The sequence below is a fragment of the Nocardia sp. CA-128927 genome (genome assembly GCF_050955855.1).
In the GTDB taxonomy this organism is placed as follows: domain Bacteria; phylum Actinomycetota; class Actinomycetes; order Mycobacteriales; family Mycobacteriaceae; genus Nocardia.
The window spans coordinates 6613167-6636590 of record NZ_CP192087.1 but is presented as its reverse complement, the minus strand read 5'-3'; the positions used below and the strand labels follow the sequence as shown (position 1 = coordinate 6636590).

The following is a 23424-nucleotide window of genomic DNA, read 5'->3' as shown; positions in this document are numbered from 1 at the left end:
ATTCTGTCGTCTCTCACGTCCGCCGTCGGGCGGTGTTGCGAACGTCAGCGACGATCGTTCGAGTCCAATGGTGTGCAGGCGATCGGAACAACCGCGCCCCCCGCTCAGTCGACGGATCGGCCGGTCGCATTCGATGCGGCGAGCGGAGGTTCGCGGATTGTTTGTTAGGACCCGACTTTTGGTTAGCTGTATGTAAGGACGCGTCGTATGACGAGAACAGACTTCGATGAATTCGCCGTTATCTCCGAGTGTTTGGCAGGAGACGGCGCGGCTTGGGAGCGATTGATCGATCGGTATTCCGCGATGATCTGGGCGATCGCGCGGGCCCACCGCCTTGCGGCACACGACTGCCACGACGTCCATCAATCGACTTGGATGAACGTCCTGGTTCACCTCGGCCAACTGCGCTCACCGGAGCGTTTGTCGGCCTGGATCGCGACCACCGCCCGGCGGGAGTGCCTCAAGCAGATCGAACGCGGTACGCGTCACCTGCCGGTCGGTGATGGGGCGGACCTGAACGTCATCATGATGGATCGCGGTAGCGCCGACGCACCGGCGGACGCTGCCATCCGCACGCTCGACAATGAGGCCGTCCGGGCCGCCTTCATCCGGCTGCCCGCGCGTGATCAGACACTGCTCGGGATTCTCATGTCCGATAGCGCGCCGAACTACGACACCGTCAGTGCGCACCTCGGAATTCCCCGTGGCTCGATCGGTCCACTGCGACGCAGGGCTTTGACAAGATTGCGCAACCTATTGCCGGAATCATTGGTGGACGATGCTGCTTGACCGGAGCAACAACCTCCGAATATTTGGGCGCGGACCATCGACGGTTGCCGCCAATTCGAGAAGGTCACTGGTTATGAGCGGATATCGAGACACCTTGTCGGTGGCCCGGCTGCGTCCGCAGCGACGCCTGCGGATGCTGCGCGCGATCGCCGATGACCCCGCCAGGCCCGAACGGTTCTTCGCGACGCTGGCCGGCGCGCGTCCGTCCAGCGAGTTCGTCGACAAGGAATTCCTTGCACTGCACGGCTGACCAGGGTTGCCCGGCGGGCTAGCACAGCTGCGGGCAGACAGAGAGTCCGAAAGGTATCGCTATCATGGATCTGTTCAATTTCGAAGCGATCTACCAGGGTCGTACGCCGATGGGCGCCACCTCGCGGTGGGATATCGGTGCGGCACAGCATGCCATCGCCGCGCTGGCCGCGTCCGGTCGGATCGAAGGGCCGGTACTCGACGCCGGATGCGGCACTGGCGAGCACGCGATCATGTTGGCCGAGTAGGGTTTCGACGTGACGGCCATCGACCTGTCCGAGACCGCGATCGCCGGCGGTCGGCGTAAAGCGCGCGAGCGGGGCGTCGCGGTGCGCTGGATCGTCGGGAACGCGGCGGCGTTGCTGGATAGCGACGAACGATTCGGCGCTGTCCTGGACTGTGGTCTGCTCGACTGCTGCCCGATCGACCTGCGGCCCACTTACCTCGCCGCGTTACAGCACGTCTGGAGGCCCGGCGGCCGCGTCTTCCTGCTGGAGCTCGATGCCCGCTCCGCCGAGCTCGTATGAGGCGAGCTGTCAAGGGCGGGAACGGATTCCGTGACCCTCGCCCGGATACCCCGACTGACCGCGGACGTGCTCCGCGAGATCTTCACCGAGGGCCGGTCCATCGAGACGATCGAGCAGTCCAGGATGTCGGTGGTCGGGCGGCCGAGGGGCGATCGACCGAATTGCCCGCGCTGTTCGCCGAAGTCCGCCGCCGCTACGCCGACGGTATGCCGTGATCAGCTGCGATGCGCTCAGATCCACTGCGCTTCGCGCGCGACCCGAAGCGCGTCTATCCGATTTCGCGCGCCGAGCTTTGCGACCGCGGACGAGAGATAGTTCCGCACGGTACCTTCTGAGAGAAAGTTCTTCGCTGCGATTTCGGTCACCTCGTCGCCCAAAGAGACCTGCTCCAATATCGAGATCTCTCGAAGCGTCAGCGGGCAGTCGCGATTCTCGATAGCCGCAACCGTCAGATCTGCGTCGAAGACGCGTTGACCTCGATGTACCTGGTAGATGGCTTCGAACAGTTGGTGCGGGAGCGCGGACTTGGGCACCAATCCGCTGATCGGACCCGCGAAGGCCCGGCGAACGACGGTGCGGGCGAACTTCTCGCCGAGCAGCAGACTCTTGCAGCCGAGCAGCCCCGCGATCTGCTCGGCCACGGCAATACCGTCGGCGTGCGCGACTTCGGAGCTGATCAGAACTACGTCGGGCAGGACGTGCGAGGCCAGGTCGACCGCTTCGACACCAATGCTGGTGGACCCGACGACTCGTATTTCTTCGTTCCGTTCGAGCAGTGCTACCAAAGCGGAACGCGATAAAAGCAACTTCTCGGCAACGATTATGGTTATCGGCATCGCATCGTCCAGGGAACCAATCCTCATCGCCGCACCACGCCGTTCATGTACTCATTCATGCCACGCCTCTTTATCATGCAAACCCAGAGTCGCCCTTGGACTGGGGCATCGTCAGGAGCATTCGACTCGTCTGCCCGAGGCATGTTGGCAGAGTTCTACCTACATACCTAGGGCAGACGAGTCGAATGCTCGTGTGTGATGCTGACCGAATCGTAACATGAAAAGGTGGGATGACCGGTTTTCGTTATCGCGCTGGAGTCGAACGTGAGATTCGACACGGCCAGAATAATGTTGTCGTTACATCGCTGAACGAACCGGGAGGGGTGCGGCGGAAGCAACGCGCGACCCAAAGGGGGGAAGATAACACCTCGACCCGTAATTGAAATCATCGGTCCATAAAATAAGCATAATCGTGCCGTCATTTGGCAATAATGCTCGTGCATCGGACTTGGAAATTCAGAATGAGCGCATCATCCGGACGGCGACACATGTCGAATCAATCAACGAAGCACAGTAGAACGATCGGGCATTGAATTGGCTGCTGGGCGTGGCGCACCTGTGCGATGCCGTCCCGATGGGCCGGGCGGGACCGTGAAAATGACCGGGTGCCAGGAATCACCTACGCCCCCCGCTCGCGAGATAATCGGAGAGCTCTCCTCCGCATTTTCCGGTGCCGGAGGATGCGGTCTGTTTCAGGGTACTCGGTTCGATTTGTTCACTCGATGCTCGACTCGCGCGGTGTACCGCGTTGCCGGGCGGCGCGAACGCGTTCGCACCTGACGCTATCGCGACGCGGGCATGATGGCGGGCAGCAGCGTCACCCACATCTCGTCTATCCGATGTTGGAGATCGTGATGCTCGGTCATGGTCCCCGACATCAGCTGCACGCCGACGAATGCCGAGGTCAGGAACCGCGCGAGGGGGTGTGGCGAGAGGGCGCCGAGGATGTCGCCTTCGGCGATGGCCCGCCGAATGAGGCGCTCGCAGATGTCGATCCAGCCGTAGTACGGACAGGGGATGTCGGCGAATTTGGATTCGAGTTTCAGTCGAATACCAGCCCGCACCACGGTATCTGTGACGATCTGTCGCGCCATTTCGTGTGTGAGCGTCACTATCTGCTCCAGCGCCGCCACATCGGTGGCGTAGACGCCCTCGGCCGCGGCGTGCGAGCGGCGCTGTTGCTCCTCGATGACGGCGTGGGCGAGGTCTTCCTTCGTTCGGAAGTGGAAGTGCAGCGCGCCCCTGGTGGTCCCGGCATTGTCGATGATCTGCCGCAGGCTTGCGCCGGCGAATCCCGCGCTATCGAACGATAAAGCGGCACCCAGAAGAATCTGCTGCCTGGTCTCTATAGCACGTTCCTGCTGTGGTATACGCATGTGCGACATGGCCTCTCGCCATTGACGGGACGGGGGAGTATCGAAACAGCATTCGCAGATATCGCTGACCTACCAGTATCCGATTAGCCATCGGCAGCGGTCATCAAACCGTAACAATTCGGTCGAACCGGAGCAAGGCCTGTCGACACTCTCGATGTATGTGTGAATTTTGCATATATGAGACATGAAGAACGCATATACCGGTCGTTGTTGCGACCTGAGATACTCAGCGGTATGGCCTATTCTTTTAATTTGCATTGGGATGAGCCGATCGCGGTTATCGGAGTAACTTGCCGGCTGCCCAAGGCGAATGATCCAGGAGAGTTTTGGCGCCCGCGTCATCGGCCGCTGCGAGCCCAGCACCGGCATCGAACCCTTCACCCGGCTCGTGGACCAGGTCATGACCACCGAACCCTATGCCAGCGCGCGTCGCGTGTTCTGGGTCGTGGACAACGGTGCCTCACACCGTAATTGGGCCGCCGCGAAGCGATTGAACGACGCCTACCCCAACGCCCACATGGTGCACCTGCCCGTGCACGCATCCTGGTTGAACCAGGTGGAAATCTACTTCTCCGCCGTGCAACGCAAAGCACTCACACCAGATGACTTCCCCGACCTCGACGCCGTCGCCGCCCGCCTGCTGAGGTTCCAAAACCGCTACAACGCAGCCGCTCACCCTTTCGACTGGACCTTCACCCGCACCGACCTCAACGACCTACTCGACCGCCTCAGCCGTCACGATCCCCACACGCCACACCCACTCGCCGCATGAACCCCGACGAACTAACGGCGCACCCACTAGCTACCTTGGCTGCTCTTGTTGAGCACGCTGGTCGGTTGTTTGGGGTACTACCTGGCCGGGGATCGAGAGTTCCAGCGTGTCTGTCGTAGCCCTGTCTGACTGCGGGCGATGCGCTGAGCGCGCAAAGCCGTAGTGTCGGGCAGGGATTCGAGATCGATGCGTTGAGCTCGATCGACCTTGTTCGCGGAGTCTGTAGCTGCTCGCAGCACTGTAGCCATAGCGTCCGACGTTGGCGACTACCGCTGGACCCGTCCCGCCCACGCGGGTGTTGCACGGCAAAGGGTGCCGAGTAGCTGCCGACTGTATCCGCTGCCGTGTCCGCGCCCTCTGTCATGATGCCTGGCCGCGAGCCGAAGGTCGTCGGTGACGATGTCGAGCGGTCTACCTTTGAATATCTGGAGTGAATTCATTGCTGGTGGGAAATTTGCATCGGAACGAGCCGATCGCGGTTATCGGAGTTTCCTGTCGCTTGCCCAAGGCGAATAACCCGGGGGAGTTCTGGCGTCTGATTCGTTCCGGCGGATGTGCCGTAGCGCGGGCTCCCCAGCGGAGATGGGGCACGGCCATTCGGCAGGCACGGGATCGCGGTACGGGCGATCGGGGAGTGCTCGACTCGGGGGGTTTTCTCGACCAGGTCGACCGCTTCGACCCTGAATTCTTCGGAATCTCGCCTCATGAGGCGGCGACGATGGATCCGCAACAGCGACTCATGCTGGAGCTGGCATGGGAGGCATTGGAGGACGCCGCTATCGTTCCCGGCAGCCTCAGCGGCACCAGTGCGGGAGTGTTCGTGGGGGCAATGTGGAACGACTTTGCCACGCTGCGGCACCGAGACGGGCTTTCGGTTATCGATGGCTATGCCGCAACCGGCCTGTCGGGCAGCATAATAGCGAATCGAATGTCGTATTTCCTTGGGTTTCGTGGCCCCAGCCTTCTGGTCGACACCGGGCAATCTTCCTCTCTTGTTTCCGTGCATCTCGCCTGTGCAAGTTTGTCCAGCGGGGAGTCGACTGTCGCTCTCGCTGGTGGCATCAACCTTAATCTCGCCCCCGAAAGTGCAACTATAGCCGCAGAATTCGGCGCCCTATCTCCGGATGGCCGATGCTATACCTTCGACTCTCGGGCGAACGGATACGTTCGCGGCGAGGGGGGCGGACTGGTTGTCCTGAAACCATTATCCAGTGCGGTCGCCGATGGGAATTCCATCTACTGCTTAATTCGTGGCAGTGCAGTGAATAATGACGGCGGCGGTGCCGCGCTGACCACTCCCGCGCGAGAAGCGCAGCAAGAACTACTCGGTCAAGCCTATCGAAAGGCAGGCGTCGATCCTGGCGAAGTCCAGTACGTCGAGCTACATGGCACTGGTACCAGGGTCGGCGACCCGATCGAGGCGGCCGCTCTCGGTGCTGCCCTTGGTGCCGCCCCGCGGCGGCGGCAGCCGTTGGTGGTGGGATCGGCCAAGACCAACGTTGGGCACCTCGAGTCCGCGGCCGGCATCACGGGGCTGATCAAGGCGGTTCTCTGCATCAAGCACCGCGAGATTGTGCCGAGCCTGAACTTTGTCGAGCCCAGCCCCGATATCCCGTTGGATTCATTGAATCTGACGGTGCAGACCGAGCTCGGGCCGTGGGCGGATCCGGACCGGCCGCTGGTTGCCGGGGTGAGTGCATTCGGCATGGGCGGGACCAACTGTCACGTTGTGCTGTCGGACCTGCCCCAAGTAGGGGTGAATCAGGTCGACGGCCCTACTGCGGCGCCTCCAGTGTTGCCCTTGGTGCTGTCCGGTAGGACCGCACAGGCGCTGTCCGCGCAGGCGCAGCGGCTGCTCGAGCACATGGGCGCCCACCCCGGCCTTTGCCTTGCCGACGTCGCCTTCTCGCTGGCCACCACCCGCTCGGCGTTCGACCATCGAGCAGTCCTGATCGCGAGCTCCCGCGAGGACTTTCTCGACCGCCTGGCCACGATGGACAGCGTTGGCCCGAGCGTGACTGGTTCACCCTTACCTACTGGCAGAGTCGCGTTTCTCTTCTCCGGTCAGGGCAGCCAGCGATTGGCCATGGGGGCCGATCTCTACGCTGTGTTTCCGGTTTTCGCCGCCGCATTGGACGCGGTGTGCGATCACCTGGACCGTCAGCTCGAGCGCCCGCTCCGGGAAGTCCTGTTCGCCGACCAAGGGTCAGCTGATGCCGCCCTACTCGATCAAACGGTATTCACCCAAAGCGGGTTGTTCGCGGTGGAGACGGCGCTGTATCGACTATTCGAAAGCTGGGGACTACGTCCAGACTTTCTCCTCGGCCATTCTCTCGGTGAGCTGACCGCAGCCCATGTGGCGGGCATTCTGTCTCTTGCCGACGCTTGCACGTTGGTGGCAGCGCGTGGCCGACTCATGCAAGCCCTGCCTGCCGGCGGGGCGATGGTCGTGATTCACGCCGCCGCCGAGGACGTCGAATCCATGTTGACCAATTGCGCACATCAGGTGAGTATCGCCGCTGTCAATGGGCCCTTCTCGACGGTCATCTCCGGTGCCGAGGATGCGGTGTCGGTGGTGGCAGCGCAATGCGCCGCTGAGCAGATCCGGGTGAAGCGGCTTCGCGTCAGCCATGCCTTCCACTCGCCGCGGATGGAACCGATGATTGCGGAATTTCGTCGGGTGGCCGAGACGGTGACACTGCACTCGCCGGACATTCCGGTTATTTCCAATCTGACCGGAGAGCCGCTGTCTGCCAAGGAAATATCCGCCGACTACTGGGTGCGCCATATTCGTGGAACGGTGCGATTCATGGCGGGCATGCGCTGGTTGCACGGCGCCGGCGGTGTGCGCACTTTCCTAGAACTCGGTCCGGACAGTGTGCTCACCGCAATGGGCCAGGACTGCTTGGTCGAACACGCGGCGGATATCCGGTTGATACCTGCGTTGCGCAGTGACCTGCCGGAAGTGCTCGCGATAACGAGGGCCATCGGCCACATGCACGTACGAACCGACAAGGTGGATTGGCGCGGGTATTTCGACGGCCTGCCAGTTCACCCGGTTGCGCTGCCCAGCTATGCGTTTCAGCGCAGGCGCCACTGGTTCTCCGATACCGCATCGGTCTCAGCCGAGCCGAGGTCGCCGCATGCCGACGCGCCGGAAGTCGCAGCCACCGCTGAGGCCGGCCCCGCAGAACATGATCTGCGCACCCTGCTGAGGCAGTCTTCGCCTGCTGAGCAGCGCGAGGTTTTGCTCGAGCTGGTGTTGACGCAGGCGGCGGCCATCCTCGGGTATGCCGCAGCGACGGAAGTCAATTCGGAGCGCACCTTTCAGGAACTCGGGTTCGGTTCGCTGACGATCGTGGGACTCTGCGGCCGGATCAACCAGGCGAGCAAGCTGTATCTGACTGCCCCCGTGCTCTACAACTACCCCACGCCCGCGACGTTGGCCGAGTACCTGCGGACCGAACTTATCGGCGAGGGCGGCGCGATCGACGATCGAGCGGCCCGCTCGACAGCCGACGCCGCGGAGCCGATCGCGATTGTGGCCATGGGATGCCGCTACCCGGGTGGCGTGCGGACACCGCAGGACCTGTGGCAACTGGTCGTCGACGGCCGCGACTCGATCACCGCTTTCCCATCGAATCGTGGCTGGAATCTCACTGAACTGTTCCACCCCGATCCGGATCACCCCGGCACGAGCTATGCCGATGCGGGCGGTTTCCTGCACGACGCCGACCAGTTCGACCCCGCGTTCTTCGGTATCTCCCCACGCGAGGCACTGGCGATGGATCCGCAGCAACGAGTGTTGCTCGAGATCGCGTGGGAGTCGTTCGAACGCGCGGGCATCGATCCGGCCGCGGTGCCTGGGGGCCAGGCCGGTGTGTTCGTCGGCGCGGCGGCTCAGGACTATGGCCCGCGCCTGCACGAAGCGGGTGCCGGCGTCGGCGGTTACCTCCTCACCGGCAACACCTCGAGTGTGCTGTCCGGGCGCATCGCTTACACATTCGGCTTCTCCGGCCCAGCGATCACCGTCGACACGGCGTGCTCCTCGTCGTTGGTGGCAGTGCATCTGGCCGTGCAGTCCCTGCGGCGCGGCGAATGTTCGTTCGCACTGGCCGGTGGCGCCACTGTGATGGCAACGCCGGGCATGTTCATCGAGTTCAGCCGCCAGCGCGGATTGGCACCCGACAGCCGATGCAAGCCATTCGCCGCGGCGGCGGATGGCACGATCTGGTCGGAGGGCGCTGGACTACTGCTGCTGGAAAGGCTGTCCGACGCCAACCGCAACGGCCACACCGTGCTGGCGGTGTTGCGTGGTACCGCGGTGAATCAGGATGGTGCATCCAACGGCCTCACCGCACCGAACGGCCTTGCCCAGCAGCAGGTTATCGACCAGGCGCTGGCTGATGCGCAATTGGCAGCCAGCGATATCGACGTCGTCGAGGCACACGGAACAGGCACAGCGCTCGGTGATCCGATTGAGGCAGCGGCGCTGATCGCGACCTATGGGCGGCATCGGGTACCGGGGCATCCTCTGTTGCTCGGCTCACTGAAGTCCAATATCGGCCACGCACAGGCTGCTGCCGGTGTTGGCGGAGTGATCAAGATGGTGATGGCAATGCGGCACAACCTCGTGCCGAAGTCCCTGCATATCGATGCGCCGTCACCGCATGTGGACTGGTCGGCCGGCGACGTCGCGCTGCTGACCGAGGCCAGCGACTGGCCGGAGACCGGCCGCCCACACCGTGCCGCGGTGTCATCGTTCGGGATCAGCGGGACCAACGCTCACGTAATCCTGGAACAGGCGCGGGAACTGCGAACGTATACGCAGACAACCGAATCGAACAGTTCACCGGCCATCTTTCCGCTGATCCTTTCGGCACGGACTCCTGCCGCGCTGCGGGCCCGTGCCGGGCAGTTGCTATCGGCGTCGGCCGACCACGAGCCACGTGACGTCGCGGCCATTCTGGCGAAGTCGTCCGCGGCGATGGCCGAGCGGGCAGTTGTTGTCGGTGACGACGGCCCCCAGATCCTCGACGGGCTCCGGTCCATTGCCGCAGGAGACGTGGCGCCCAACGTGGTCGTCGGCACGGTGCGACCTCCCGGCAAGCTGGCGTTCTTGTTTGCCGGGCAGGGCTCGCAGTACGTGGGGATGGGCGCAGCGCTCTACGACCGCTATCCCGTCTACACGGCGGCGTTCGACCAGATCTGCTCCTATGTCGATCAGCACCTCGAGCATCCGCTCGCGGCGGTGGTCTTCGCCGATGCGGCGTCCCCGCAGGCGGGACTCCTCGAGCAGACCGCGTACACGCAGGCTGCGCTCTTCGCTGTCGAGGTCGCGCTATTCCGGCTCGTCGAATCATGGGGAGTGCGACCGGATTTCGTGGCGGGCCACTCGATCGGCGAGATCGCCGCGGCGCATGTCGCCGGTGCGTTGTCGCTCGAAGATGCCTGCTCGCTGGTCGCAGCACGAGGTCAGCTCATGCAGCTGATGCCCGCTGACGGGGCAATGGTCGCGATTCGAGCGACCGAGGACGAGGTTCGCGCATCGATGGCCGGCGCAGCAGGCCAGGTGGACATCGCTGCGGTCAACGGGCCCGAGTCGGTGGTGATCTCCGGTGCTGCCGATGCGGTCATCGAACTCGCGGAAGGGTGGGCTGCTCTCGGGCGTAGCACCCGGCGGCTGCCAGTCAGCCACGCGTTCCATTCATCGCAGATGGACGGCATGCTCGCCGAGTTCCGCTCGGTGACCGAGCGACTTGTGGTGACGCCTGCGACGCTGCCGATCGTGTCGTGCCTGACCGGTCAGGCACTGACCCACGAGGAGATCTCCGCGCCCGACTACTGGGTGCGCCAGGTGCGCGACACCGTTCAATTCGGTGCTGGTGTCCGGTGGCTCCAGGACCACGGCGTCACCAACTACCTCGAACTGGGACCCGATGGCGCGTTGACCGCGATGGGACGAGACAGTATTGCCGATCGTGCGGGCCAGGACGTCGAATTGGTTGCGGGCCTGCGCCGCAACCATCGTGCGGACACCACGTTGGTCATGGCGGTCGCTCGGTTGCACACCCTCGGGGTACCGGCGGACTTCTCGTCACTATGCGGAAACCGGCCGGACCACCTGGTCGAACTGCCGACGTACCCGTTCGAGTCCCGGCGCTACTGGCTTGAGTCCGCTGTCGAGCCGACCGGCACGGTCGAAGCACTCGGCTTGCGCTCAGCCGACCACGGACTGCTCGGCGCGATGGTGGAACTAGCCGACGGCTCGATCGTGCTGACCGGGCAACTGTCCACCACCAGTCAGGGTTGGCTGACCGATCATGTGGTGGCCGACCGGGTGGTAGTGCCCGCAACCGTGTTCATCGAGCTGGCCGGACATGCCGCTGCCCAGGTACCTGGCTGTGCCATCGACGAACTCGTGGTCACCGCACCGTTGGTGCTGCCCGCGGGCGATCCGGTCCGGATTCAGGTGACGATGCATCCGGCAAGCCCAACTGGCGACAGGTCGCTGAGTGTGCACTCGCGGCGAGAGCACGCGGACGCGCAATGGATCCGCCACGCGAGTGGGCAGCTCGCCACGGCCGGGTCTGCTCCGTCGGTTGCCCCGGCGGACTGGCTTCCCGCAGGGGCGCAGGAGATGTCGGTCGATGACCTCTATGCCGCGCTGGCGGCGGCCGGTCTGCGCTATGGGCCGAGTTTCCGCGGTGTGCGCCGGGCATGGCGACACGGCGCCGAGGTGTATACGGAGGTAGCTTTGCCGCCGGAGCTGTCCGGACCAGCTCGCGGATACGCGATTCATCCGGCCTTGCTCGATGCCGCATTGCACGGCGCAGGGCTCGCCGGCTTCTTCGCGACCGCGGAGGGCGGCTCATCGCCCCGAACTCGACTGCCTTTCTCCTGGTCCGGTATTCGGCTGTACACACGAGGCAGCAGCGAACTGCGCGTACGCATTGTCCCGACCGGCCGCGACTCGATCGCGCTGCAGCTTGCTGACCTGGTTGGCCGCCCCGTCGCGGAGATCGCTGAGCTCACCGTCCGGCCGTTCACCCCGCCGAGCGCTGACCGCGGGTTCCCGCACGACTCGTTGCTGCAACTGGCCTGGCAGCCGACGCCGGGCAATGAGAAAGCAGCACAACATAATTGGGCGGTCATCGGCAATGACCCACTCGGACTGGCCGGCGAAAACCGGCTCACGGCCTTCGCCGACCTAGCCGCCACGGTCGCGTCCGGCAGGCCGGCGCCCGAGGTCGTGTTCGCGGTACTCACCGCGGCGGGCGGGACACCGGTCGGACGAGCGGTGCGCGAGTCCGTCGATCGTGCGTTGACCCTCCTGCAGTCCTGGTTGGCTGACGATCGGTTCCACTCGTCCCGCCTTGTACTGGTGACCAACGCGGCGATAGCGACCGGGGCCGTACTCGCTGGGGATCCGGCGCAACGAGACGACGACGTCGTGGATCTAGCGCATGCGTCGGTGTGGGGACTGGTTCGGTCGGCGCAGCGAGAACATCCGGACAGGTTCGTCCTGATCGACGTAGATGACCACGACGAGTCGCTGCGCGCGATACCAGGCGCGGTGCGACTCGCGGAACCACAGCTCGCCATTCGAACGGGGACCGTCTATGTGCCGAGGCTGATCACGTCCGATCAGCCCGCCGGCGCGGCAGCCACAAACCCATTCGGCACCGGAACGGTGCTGGTCACCGGCGCAACCGGGGCACTCGGCCGGTTGATGACTCGTCGGCTCGTCACCGAGCACGGGGTCGAAGACCTCTTGCTCGTCAGTCGACGCGGCCGCGGCGCGCCGCTCGCGGACGAGTTGCACGCCGAGTTGACCGCACTCGGTGCTCGAAGCACCTGGGCGGCATGTGATGTGGCCGATCGGGAGTCGGTCGAGACCTTGCTGGCCTCGATCCCGGCTACGCGGCCACTGACCGCGATCCTGCACACAGCCGGGGTCCTGGACGACCGCGTGATCGGTTCGCTCACCCCGGACCGAGTCGACACAGTGTTGCGGCCGAAGGTGGACGCCGCGTGGCATTTACACGAGTTGACTCGCGCTCTCGACCTCGAAGCATTCGTTCTGTGCTCGTCGGCGTCCGGGGTATTCGGTGCGGCAGGTCAGGCCAACTACGCCGCAGCCAACTGTTTCCTCGACGCGTTGGCCCAGCATCGCAGGGCCAACGGACTCGCGGCGACCTCGATGGCCTGGGCACCATGGGCTGACGGCGGTATGGCCGCCACCCTGAGCTCGACTGATCGCGCACGGCTGGCCGCGATCGGCATGACCGCACTGTCCACTGCGGACGGCCTCGCACTGTTCGATGCGGCGCTTGCGCCGACCGCGCCGCCGCTCGTGGTGCCGCTGCGGCTGGACACCGCCGCGCTGGTCGGTCCGCCAGGTGAGCTGCCGCCGCCGCTGTTGCGAAACCTGTTGCGCGACAACGTTGGTGTTGCCGAGGGGGCATCGTCGGAGACAACCTTCCAGCAGGTCCTGGCGAACAGTCCTGCTCGAGACCATAAGCGAATGGTGCTCAGCTTGATTCGCACGGAAGTCGCGATCGTCTTGGCCCAGGACTCGGCCGATTCCTTCGATGCCGCAACGGGATTCCGCGAAATCGGGCTCGACTCACTCGCTGCGCTCGAGTTGCGCAACCGACTGAACAGGGCAACCGGACTGCAGCTGTCGCCAACGGTCGCCTTCGACTACCCATCGCCGGCGGGGCTTGCTGACCACTTGCAGGCAGCGCTGGTACCGCCGAATGACGATGCGCTCAGCACACCCGAGGACGACCCCGACCAGATCGATGAGTTGGCCATCGATGACTTGGTCGCGTTCGCCCGTCAAAGCCTCAGCTCTTGAACATCTCTGGAGATATCAGCATGACAAGCACATCGTCCGAAGCTGTGGTCGAGGTCTTGCGGGAAACCCTCAAAGAGGTGGGCCGCTTACGTAAGCAGAACCAAGAGCTGGTGGCGGCCGCTGCCGAGCCGATTGCGATTATCGGGATGAGTTGCCGCTACCCGGGGAATGTGCGGTCTCCCGAACAGCTGTGGGAGCTGGTCACCTCGGGCGGCGACGCCGTTGCCGAGTTCCCGGCAAATCGTGGGTGGAGCCTGGACACACTGTTCCATCCGGACCGTGACCGGCCGGGTACTTCACATACCCGTACGGGCGGGTTCGTCTACGACGCGGACGAATTCGATCCGGAGTTCTTCGGGATCTCGCCGCGTGAGGCGTTGGCGATGGATCCGCAGCAGCGGTTGTTGCTGGAGGCGTCGTGGGAGGTGTTCGAGCGGGCTGGTGTTGATCCGGTTTCGTTGCGTGGCAGTCAGACCGGTGTGTTCGCCGGGGTGATGTACCACGATTACGGTCCGCCGCTGCACGAGACGGTCGCTGAAGCGGATGGCCACCGGTTGACCGGCGGCTTGGGCAGCGTGCTTTCGGGGCGGGTGGCGTACACATTCGGGTTGGAAGGGCCTGCGGTGACGGTGGATACCGCGTGTTCGTCGTCGTTGGTGGCGTTACATCTGGCTGTTCAGTCGTTGCGTGCTGGTGAGTGTTCCTTGGCGTTGGCCGGTGGTGTGACGGTGATGTCGACGCCGGGGACATTTGTGGAGTTCAGTCGGCAGCAAGGGTTGGCACCGGATGGGCGGTGTAAGTCGTTTGCGGCGTCAGCGGATGGGACGGGGTGGTCCGAGGGCATCGGTGTGCTGTTGGTGGAGCGGCTCTCTGACGCACAGCGGTTGGGGCATCCGGTGTTGGCTGTGGTGCGAGGTAGTGCGGTCAATCAGGACGGTGCTTCGAGTGGTTTGACGGCGCCGAATGGTCCTTCGCAGCAACGAGTGATTCGCACGGCGCTGGCCAACGCAGGGTTGGGTGTCGCTGATGTGGATGTTGTCGAAGCACACGGCACCGGCACCAAGCTGGGGGATCCGATTGAGGCCCAAGCACTTCTAGCGACCTACGGTCAGCAGCGAGCGCAACCGCTGCTGCTCGGCTCGGTGAAATCGAACATCGGTCATACCCAAGCCGCGGCGGGTGTGGGTGGTGTGATCAAGATGGTGATGTCGATGCGTCATGGTGTGGTGCCGAAGACGTTGCATGTGGATGAGCCGTCGCCGCATGTGGATTGGTCTGCGGGTGCGGTGGAGTTGGTCACCGAATCGGTGGTGTGGCCGGATTCGGGGCGGGTGCGTCGTGCGGGGGTGTCGTCGTTCGGTGTCAGTGGCACCAATGCGCATGTGATCATCGAGCAGGCACCACACGAAATGGCCGAGCAGTCAGTGGATGCCGAGCCGATGGATCCCGCGTTGTCGGTGGTGCCCTGGGTGTTGTCGGGGCGGAGCCGGACCGCGTTGCGAGAACAGGCCCAGCGGTTGGCGGCGTTTGTTGCCGAACATCCCGAGGTCGGTCTGGTCGATGTGGGTGCGTCGCTGGTGCGGACCCGGGCGGTGTTCGAGCATCGCGCAGTGGTGCTGGGTGATACCCGCGATGAATTGCTCGACCGGTTGAACGCACTCGTCGCGGATGAGCCCGCTGCTGGGGTTGTCACCGGCAGTGTCGGTACCGCTGGTGATGATCGTGTCGTATTCGTGTTCCCCGGTCAAGGTTCGCAGTGGGCCGGGATGGCTGCACAGTTGTGGGACAGCTCGCCGGTGTTCGCCGAGCAGATGACCGAATGTGAACTGGCGCTGCAATCTTGGGTGTCGTGGTCATTGCGTGAGGTGGTGACCAGTGACGACTCGGATGTGCTTGATCGGGTCGATGTGGTGCAACCGGTGTTGTTCGCGGTGATGGTGTCGTTGGCTGCGATGTGGCAGTCGTTGGGTGTGCGTCCGGCTGCGGTGGTTGGTCATTCTCAGGGTGAGATCGCGGCTGTTGTTGTGGCCGGGGGTCTTTCGCTGGCTGATGGCGCGAAGATTGTGGCATTGCGCAGTCAGGCTATTGCCGACCATCTCGCGGGCCGGGGTGCGATGGCTTCGGTTGCGGCACCGGTGGAGCAGGTCCGCGGCTGGGTTGACTCGTATGACGGTCGGGTGTCGGTGGCGGCGGTCAACGGCCCCTCTTCGGTGGTGGTCAGTGGGGAAACCGCCGCGTTGCGTGAAGTGCTGTCTCTGGCCGAGCAATCCGGTGCCAGGGTGCGGGAGATCCCGGTCGACTATGCGTCGCATTCGGCTGATGTCGAACTGATCCGGCAGCAGGTCCGGGCCGCTGCCGAGGGAATCACCGCGCATGAGTTGACAGTTCCGATGATCTCTACTGTCACAAGTACCTGGTTGAGCGAGGATCAGCTCGGGGCCGGGTATTGGTTCGAGAATCTGCGTAGGCCAGTGCGATTCGAGTCCGCGATCCAACAGTTGCTCGGTGCGAAGCATACGGTTTTCGTGGAGGTCAGTCCGCATCCGGTATTGACTGTTGGTATCGCTGAGACCGGGGAAGCGGCCGGTGTCGATCTCGTGGCTACCGGGACGCTGCGTCGTGATGATGGTGGTCTGGATCGGTTGCTGCTCTCGGCGGCGGAGCTGTTCACCGCGGGTGTCGACGTGGATTGGACCGGCTCCACCGCTGGTGGGCGACGAATCGACTTGCCTACCTACGCATTCCAACGCCAGCGTTACTGGCTCGAGTCGACTCGGGGAGCCGCCGACATGGCATCGGCGGTTCCGGCTGAACAGGCGGAGCTGCTCGGTGTCGACTGGATCAGCAAGTCGTTCTCGGTCGCCGAACTGCATGGCAGCTGGGGTGTCGTAGGCGGCGACGAGTTCGGGATCGCGTCCCGTTCGGCTGACGGTGACGTCGCGCCGGCTATCTGGCCCGACTTGTCCAGTGTGGCTGGATCACCGATTCCCGATGTGCTGCTGGCATCGGTGCCGGCACCGATGGATGGTGGTAGCGATGTCGCTACCGCGGTGCATGCCACGGTGTTTCGGGCGTTGGCTTTGGTGCAGCAATGGTTGGCCGATGAGCGTTTCGCTGATTCGCGACTGGTCGTGGTGACGCAGGGTGCGATGTGTGTCGATTCTATTGACGCCGCAGTCGATCTCACGGGTTTGATCACGGCGCCGTTGTGGGGGTTGTTGCGTACTGCCCAGCTGGAGCACCCGAACAGGTTCGTGCTCATCGACATCGACGACAGCGAGGATTCGCGGCACGCGGTATTCGATGCCGCGGTGTGCGGGGAGCCGCAGGTCGCCTTGCGTGCCGGCGCGGCGTGGGTTCCCCGGTTGGCACGCCGAACCCCCGCTGTGCGGGATCGGTCGGCGAAGCCATCGCATCGGCCGGACCTACCCTTCGACCCCGCGGGTACGGTGCTGATCACCGGGGCGACGGGTGCCTTGGGTGCCTTGATAGCGCGGCAGGTCGTTGTCGAGCACGGTGTGCGGCATCTGGTGTTGACCAGTCGTCGCGGACTGGCCGCCGCGGGGGCAGCTGACCTCAGAGACGAGTTGGCCGGGCTCGGTGCCGAGGTGACGGTGGCGGCGTGTGATGCGGCCGATCGGCAGGCGGTGGCCGCGCTTTTGGCCGATATTTCCACCGAACATCCACTGACCGCCGTCATTCACACTGCCGGCGTACTCGACGACGGCGTCATCGAATCCATGACTCCCGAGCGGATCCGCCAGGTACTCCTGCCGAAGGTCGACGCCGCATGGAATCTGCACGAACTGACCCGTGAGCTGAACCTCTCCGCATTCGTACTCTTCTCGTCGATCGCCGGCACGCTCGGTGGCGCCGGTCAAGCAAATTACGCCGCCGCCAACGCCTTTCTCGACGCGTTGGCCGAGTATCGGCGGGGCATCGGCCTTGCCGGGCAGTCACTGGCGTGGGGTTTGTGGGCGCAGCGCAGTGGGATGACGAACAAACTCGACGAAGTGGATGTGCGCCGAATCTCGCGTGCCGGGGTCGGTGCGTTGAGTTCGGCGGAGGGGCTGGCCCTGTTCGATGCCGCCTTGGGTAGCAGCGAGGTGTTCCTCGCCCCGGTGCAGCTCGACCTGGCCGGTCTGCGGACCCGAGCGCAGGCCGGTGTGGTGCCATCGATACTGCAGGGACTGGTACGAATCCCCACCCGGCCCGCCACAGCCGAGGGGACCAGCGGATCCAGTTCGCCACTGGCGCAACAACTACGCGCTGCTCCGGCAGCCCAACACGACCAGATTCTGCTCGAGTTGGTGCGCCGCCACGCTGCCAGTGTCCTCGGCTACTCCTCCGCAGACCAGATCGACGCCGGGCGCGCATTCCGCGAGGTCGGCTTCGACTCACTGACCGCAGTCGAAATACGCAACCAACTCAACACAGCTACCGGGCTACAGCTGGCAACCACCACAATTTTCGACTACCCGACGCCTACTGCGCTGGCCGAGCACCTCCGTGCGGAAATCCTGGGTAAGCAACGCGACACTGCCATCGCCGCGATCACCGCCACTGACGGCGACGAGATCGCGATTGTGGCGATGAGTTGCCGATTCCCCGGCGGCGTGCGCTCACCCGAGGATCTGTGGCGGCTGGTAAGCGATGGCGCAGACGCGATTTCGAGTTTCCCCAGCGATCGCGGCTGGGACCTGGACGCGCTGTTCGACACCGACCCCGACCGGTCCGGCAGCACCTATGTCCGTGCGGGTGGGTTCGTCTACGACGCGGACGAATTCGATGCCGAGTTCTTCGGGATTTCGCCGCGTGAGGCGTTGGCGATGGATCCGCAGCAGCGGTTGTTGCTGGAGGCGTCCTGGGAGGTGTTCGAGCGGGCCGGTATTGATCCGGTTTCGTTGCGCGGCAGCCGAACCGGCGTATTCATGGGAACGAACGGCCAGGACTACGCGTCGCACACCAGTCGCCCGCCGAAGGATGTGGCGGGGTATCTGCTGACTGGTCGTGCTGCCAGCGTTGTGTCCGGTCGTCTGTCCTACACGTTCGGGTTGGAAGGGCCTGCGGTGACGGTGGATACCGCGTGTTCGTCGTCGTTGGTGGCGTTGCATTTGGCTGTTCAGTCGTTGCGTGCTGGTGAGTGTTCGCTGGCGTTGGCTGGTGGTGTCACGGTGATGTCGACGCCGGGGACGTTTGTGGAATTCAGTCGGCAACGCGGGTTGGCGCAGGACGGTCGGTGTAAGGCTTTCGCCGCAACAGCAGACGGAACCAGCTGGTCTGAAGGGGTAGGACTGTACCTGGTGGAGCGGTTGTCCGATGCGCGGCGGTTGGGGCATCAGGTATTGGCTGTGGTGCGCGGCAGCGCGGTCAATCAGGACGGTGCCAGTAACGGGTTGACGGCGCCGAATGGCCCTTCGCAGCAGCGGGTGATTCGGCAGGCGTTGGCCAGTGCCGGGCTGGGTGCGGGTGATGTGGATGTGGTGGAGGCCCACGGCACCGGCACCAAGCTGGGGGATCCGATTGAGGCCCAAGCACTTCTAGCGACCTACGGTCAGCAGCGAGCGCAACCGCTGCTGCTCGGCTCGGTGAAATCGAACATCGGCCACACGCAGGCCGCCGCCGGTGCGGCAGGCCTGATCAAGATGGTGATGTCGATGCGTCATGGTGTGGTGCCGAAGACGTTGCACGTGGATGAGCCGTCGCCGCATGTGGATTGGTCTGCGGGTGCGGTGGAGTTGGTGACTGAACCGGTGTCGTGGCCGGAGTCGGGGCGGGTGCGTCGTGCGGGGGTGTCGTCGTTCGGTGTCAGTGGCACCAATGCGCACGTGATCATCGAGCAGGCACCACATGAGATCGCCGAGCCGCCAGTGGATGCCGAGCCGGTGGATCTGGTTGACGACACCGGGGCCGATCCGGTGTTGTCGGTAGTGCCGTGGGTGTTGTCGGGGCGGAGCCGGACGGCGTTGCGGGAACAGGCCCAGCGGTTGGCGGCGTTTATTGCCGAACAACCCGAGGCGGGCGCTGTCGATGTGGCGGCCGCACTGGCGCGGACCCGGGCGGTGTTCGACCATCGTGGCGTGGTGCTGGGCAACACCCGCGACGAGTTGCTCAACGGGTTGACCGCACTGGCGGCAGGGGAATCGAAGCAAGGTCTGGTCACCGGAACTGCTTCGCAGCGTCGGAAGCTCGCCATGCTGTTTACCGGCCAGGGCAGTCAACGAGTCGGTATGGGATGTGAACTCTACGAGGCCTTTCCGGTATTCGCTGCCGCGTTGGACGAGGTGAGCGGTGAATTCACCGGGTTGCTGCCACAACCGTTGCGTGCGGTGATGTTCGGCGAGGGCACCGACGCCGAACTGCTGGATCGGACGGAGTTTGCTCAACCGGCGCTGTTCGCCCTCGAAGTGGCACTGTTCCGCCTACTGCAAAGCTGGGGCGTGCAACCCGACTTCGTCATGGGGCACTCGGTGGGGGAGCTCAGCGCCGCATATGTCGCCGGAGTGTTCTCACTGCGCGACGCGTGCACCCTGGTGGCTGCCCGGGGTCGGTTGATGCAGGCAATGCCGGGCAACGGCGCGATGGTGGCGGTGTCGGCCAGCGAGTCCGAGGTCGCCGAGACATTGCGCGACGTTGCTGATCGCGTCGGGATCGCCGCGGTCAACGGGCCGGTCGCCACCGTGATATCCGGCGACGCCGACGCGGTCGCCCGGATCGCCGAGTACTGGCAGGGTATGGGGCGCAAAGTCCGAAAGCTTCGAGTGAGCCACGCGTTTCACTCGCCGCACATGGATGGAATGCTCACCGAATTCCACAACATTGCCGAAAAAGTGGTCTACCGTGCTCCGGAAATTCCGGTCGTTTCCAATGTCACGGGGAAGCTCGCGACCGCCGCGGAGCTGTGCTCCCCGGCCTACTGGGTCGGTCACGTGCGAAGCAGTGTCCGCTTCTTCGATGGGCTGAGTCAGCTGGCCGACCTTGGCGTCACCGGGTTCCTCGAGGTGGGGCCGGATGGCGTACTTGCCGCGCTGGCCAAGGAATGCCTCATCGATGGGGCGGATGCCGTCGCCATACCGACCATGCGTCGAGAGCGTGCAGAGGTCGACACGCTGGCCGACGCGGTAGCCCAGCTGTTTGTTTCCGGCGCCGCCGCGGACTGGGCGACGTGGTTCGCCGATGCGAAGGCACAGCGAGTCGACCTGCCTACCTACGCATTTCAGCGCAAGCGATACTGGTTGGCCGACGACGGTACGACCGGAGACGTCACCACCGCCGGACTGCGAAGCGCGGATCACCCCCTCCTCGGTGCGGTGGTCGGACTTGCCAACGGTGCTGGTTATGTGCTGACCGGACGCGTGTCGCTGCGTACCCACCCGTGGCTCGCAGACCACGAAATCTTCGGCCGAGTACTGTTGCCAGGCGCCGCATTCCTGGAATTGGCCCTTCGAGCTGCCGCTCAGGTGGGGTGCGAGCTGATCGAAGAACTCACCATCGGCACACCGCTGGTGCTGACCGAGCACGAAGCGGTCGTCCTGCAGGTCTCGGTGGCCGAACCGGACCAGACCGGTCGCAGGTCCTTGGACGTGTACTCCAGGCCGGCGAACGCATCGGCCGAAACCCCATGGACACGGCACGCCGGCGGCCGGCTGGCTGTCGCGGCGCCGACAGTATCGTTCGATTACAGTGAATGGCCGCTGCCCGGCTTCGAACCTATCGACGTGAGTGCGGTCTATCCGCATTTTGCCGACCGCGAATTCCGTTATGGCCCTGCGTTTCAGGGATTGACAGCCGCATGGCGCCGAGGGGAAGAAATCATCGGCAGTATTACCCTTCCGGACAGTTGCCAGTCGGAAGCAGGTTTGTTCGCCGTGCACCCCGCGCTGCTCGATGCCGCGCTACACACGCTGAGTCTCGCCGGACTGACCGGCCTCGACCAAGGCCTGTTGCCCTTTTCGTGGACCGGCGTATCGCTGCACTCGTCCGGCGCCAAAAGCCTCCGAGTGCGACTCGTGCCGATCGGCACAGACGCGGTCGAGCTGACGATGGCCGACCTATCGGGCAGGCCGGTAATCACCGCCGATTCGCTCGTACTACGACCTGTTTCGCCGGAAATTCTTCGTCAGGCCGGACCAGCTCAGCATGATTCGTTGTTTCGGATCGATTGGAATGGTGTGTCTTCGGCTGGGGCGGTTGAGGATTGGGTTCTCGCCGGTGATGGCTTGGCTGGTGTCGATGTGCCGGGTGCGGGGTTCGTTGTGGTGGAGTGCCCGCAGGACGGTGACGATGTGGTCGCTGCTGCTCGGGGCGCTGTGGGGTGGGTGTTGGATGCGGTGCGGCAGTGGCTGATCGATGAACGTTTTGCTGGGTTGCGTTTGGTGGTGGTGACTCGGGGTGCGGTGGTGACCGGATCCGGTGACGGTGGGGTGGATTTGGGTCAGGCGCCGGTGTGGGGGTTGGTGCGTTCGGCGCAGTCGGAGCATCCTGGCCGGTTCGTGTTGGTTGACGTCGAGGCCGGTGCTGATCTTGCGAACGTGTTGCCGGTGGCATTGGGCTCGGGCGAGGAGCAGGTTGCTTGGCGTGGGGGTGGTGTGGTCGTTCCTCGGTTGTCGCGGGTAATGGTCAAGGCGCGCGCTGGGGGAGCGGCTTTCGGTTCGTGGGGCACGGTGTTGGTAACAGGTGCTTCGGGGACGTTGGGTCGGGCGATGGCGCGGCATTTGGTTGTGACTCATGGTGTTCGGCGGTTGTTGTTGGTGAGCCGGCGTGGTGGGGTCGGCGGTGATGCCGCAGCGGCGACGGCGGAGTTGGCCGAGTTGGGCGCGGTGGTCGAATGGGCGGCCTGTGATGTGGCGGATCGGGACGCGCTGGCTGTGCTGTTGGCGGGTGTGTCCGGTGAGCATCCGTTGGTTGGCGTCGTTCATGCGGCGGGTGTGCTCGATGACGGTGTGGTTTCGGCGATGTCCGATGAGCGGATTGATCGGGTGTTTCGTCCGAAGGTCGATGCGGCCTGGAATCTTCATGTGCTGACTGCCGACATGGATTTGACGGCGTTTGTCCTGTTCTCCTCCGTCGCAGGTGTGATCGGAGCTGCTGGACAAGCCAATTACGCTGCGGCGAACACCTTCCTGGATGCCCTGGCTCAACAGCGGCGGCTGGACGGTCTGCCCGCGACGGCGCTGGCGTGGGGTTTGTGGGCCGAACGTAGCGATATGACGGGTCGCCTCAGCGACACCGATCTGCAACGGGTGGCCCGCGCCGGGGTCGTCGAACTGACCGCTGCGCAGAACCTGGCGCTATTCGACACTGCGTGTGCACTCGATGAGCCCGCATTGATTCCAGCCAAGCTGAATACGGCGGCATTCTCCGCCGGCCACGGTGCGGTGCCCACATTGCTTCGATCGTTGATCCACGCTCACCCGGCGCGGACCACTGATGCGGTCGACGCGGTGCCAGGCGAGGCAAACGCCGTGCTCCAACGGCTCATCGGCGTGACACCAGAGGCCCAACTGGCGGCCGTGCTGCAGTTCGTTCGAGCAGAGGCCGCAATCGTTCTCGGACATGCCGATGCGCTGATAATCGACGCGGAACGCGGCTTCCTCGAGCTGGGATTCGACTCCCTGATGGCTGTCGAGCTGCGCAACCGCCTGGCTGGGTTGACCGGACTGCGGCTGCCGGCCACCATCCTGTTCGACTATCCGACGCCCACCATGCTGGCCGGGTATCTACGAGACCAGATGATGCCGGACGCACCGACGACAACCGCTCCGGTGCGGGCTGAACTGGACCGGTTGCGCACCAGCCTGTCGGCATTGTCGCCGGATGATGCGGCGCGGGCGGAAATCACCGATCTCCTGCAGGACCTGCTCCTGACGTGGACCCAGCTACCGACCGGCGCATCCTCGGTAACAGAAACGATCGACTCGGCATCCGATGATGAAATGTTCGATCTCATCGGAAAGCGGTTCGGAATTTCCTGACCGACGAAACTCTTTGCTCTGCCTTTATTTTGCGTAGG

At 64.2% G+C, this 23424-nt stretch carries 9 protein-coding genes; 7 read left to right on the top strand and 2 right to left on the bottom strand.

The window, feature by feature from the left end:
• Positions 1–207: 207 nt before the first annotated feature.
• From ACQPW1_RS30505 to ACQPW1_RS30490, 4 genes are all read left to right on the top strand, one after another.
• Positions 208–789, top strand: a complete 582-nt coding sequence (locus ACQPW1_RS30505; protein WP_433655222.1) for an RNA polymerase sigma factor — start codon at positions 208–210, stop codon at positions 787–789.
• A gap of 73 nt (positions 790–862) precedes the next feature.
• A complete protein-coding gene (locus ACQPW1_RS30500; protein WP_433655221.1) occupies positions 863–1039 on the top strand; it encodes a hypothetical protein in 177 nt (58 codons plus the stop codon).
• 64 nt (positions 1040–1103) lie between these two features.
• Positions 1104–1286: a hypothetical protein gene (locus tag ACQPW1_RS30495; RefSeq protein WP_433655220.1), complete on the top strand. Its 183-nt coding sequence runs from the start codon at positions 1104–1106 to the stop codon at positions 1284–1286.
• Positions 1287–1295: 9 nt separating this feature from the next.
• Complete coding sequence (locus ACQPW1_RS30490; RefSeq protein WP_433655219.1) at positions 1296–1565, top strand: class I SAM-dependent methyltransferase; 270 nt, start codon at positions 1296–1298, stop codon at positions 1563–1565.
• Positions 1566–1795: 230 nt separating this feature from the next.
• Here ACQPW1_RS30490 and ACQPW1_RS30485 read toward each other — a convergent pair whose 3' ends face one another.
• Positions 1796–2401 (bottom strand): response regulator transcription factor, encoded by a 606-nt coding sequence (locus ACQPW1_RS30485; RefSeq protein WP_433655218.1) that lies wholly within the window; start codon positions 2399–2401, stop codon positions 1796–1798.
• 782 nt (positions 2402–3183) lie between these two features.
• Entirely contained in the window at positions 3184–3777 is a 594-nt protein-coding gene (locus ACQPW1_RS30480) for a ScbR family autoregulator-binding transcription factor (RefSeq protein WP_433655217.1), read from the bottom strand.
• Positions 3778–4087: 310 nt separating this feature from the next.
• Between ACQPW1_RS30480 and ACQPW1_RS30475 the strand changes: the two genes are divergently transcribed.
• The 3 genes from ACQPW1_RS30475 (at position 4088) to ACQPW1_RS30465 (ending at position 23386) form a co-directional block, all read left to right on the top strand.
• The gene (locus ACQPW1_RS30475; protein WP_433655216.1) at positions 4088–4549 is read left to right on the top strand and encodes a transposase; all 462 of its coding nucleotides are present in this window, start codon (positions 4088–4090) and stop codon (positions 4547–4549) included.
• A 430-nt stretch (positions 4550–4979) separates the two neighbouring features.
• Entirely contained in the window at positions 4980–13412 is an 8433-nt protein-coding gene (locus tag ACQPW1_RS30470; RefSeq protein ID WP_433655215.1) for a type I polyketide synthase, read from the top strand.
• A gap of 20 nt (positions 13413–13432) precedes the next feature.
• On the top strand, positions 13433–23386 hold the full coding sequence (locus ACQPW1_RS30465; protein WP_433655214.1) for an SDR family NAD(P)-dependent oxidoreductase: 9954 nt from the start codon (positions 13433–13435) through the stop codon (positions 23384–23386).
• Positions 23387–23424 lie beyond the last annotated feature (38 nt).

Coding starts and splice junctions, on each gene's coding strand:
- ACQPW1_RS30505 (WP_433655222.1), top strand. CDS start 208: ATGACGAGAACAGACTTCGATGAATTCGCCGTTATCTCCGAGTGTTTG.
- ACQPW1_RS30500 (WP_433655221.1), top strand. CDS start 863: ATGAGCGGATATCGAGACACCTTGTCGGTGGCCCGGCTGCGTCCGCAG.
- ACQPW1_RS30495 (WP_433655220.1), top strand. CDS start 1,104: ATGGATCTGTTCAATTTCGAAGCGATCTACCAGGGTCGTACGCCGATG.
- ACQPW1_RS30485 (WP_433655218.1), bottom strand. CDS start 2,401: ATGCCGATAACCATAATCGTTGCCGAGAAGTTGCTTTTATCGCGTTCC.
- ACQPW1_RS30480 (WP_433655217.1), bottom strand. CDS start 3,777: ATGCGTATACCACAGCAGGAACGTGCTATAGAGACCAGGCAGCAGATT.
- ACQPW1_RS30475 (WP_433655216.1), top strand. CDS start 4,088: ATGATCCAGGAGAGTTTTGGCGCCCGCGTCATCGGCCGCTGCGAGCCC.
- ACQPW1_RS30465 (WP_433655214.1), top strand. CDS start 13,433: ATGACAAGCACATCGTCCGAAGCTGTGGTCGAGGTCTTGCGGGAAACC.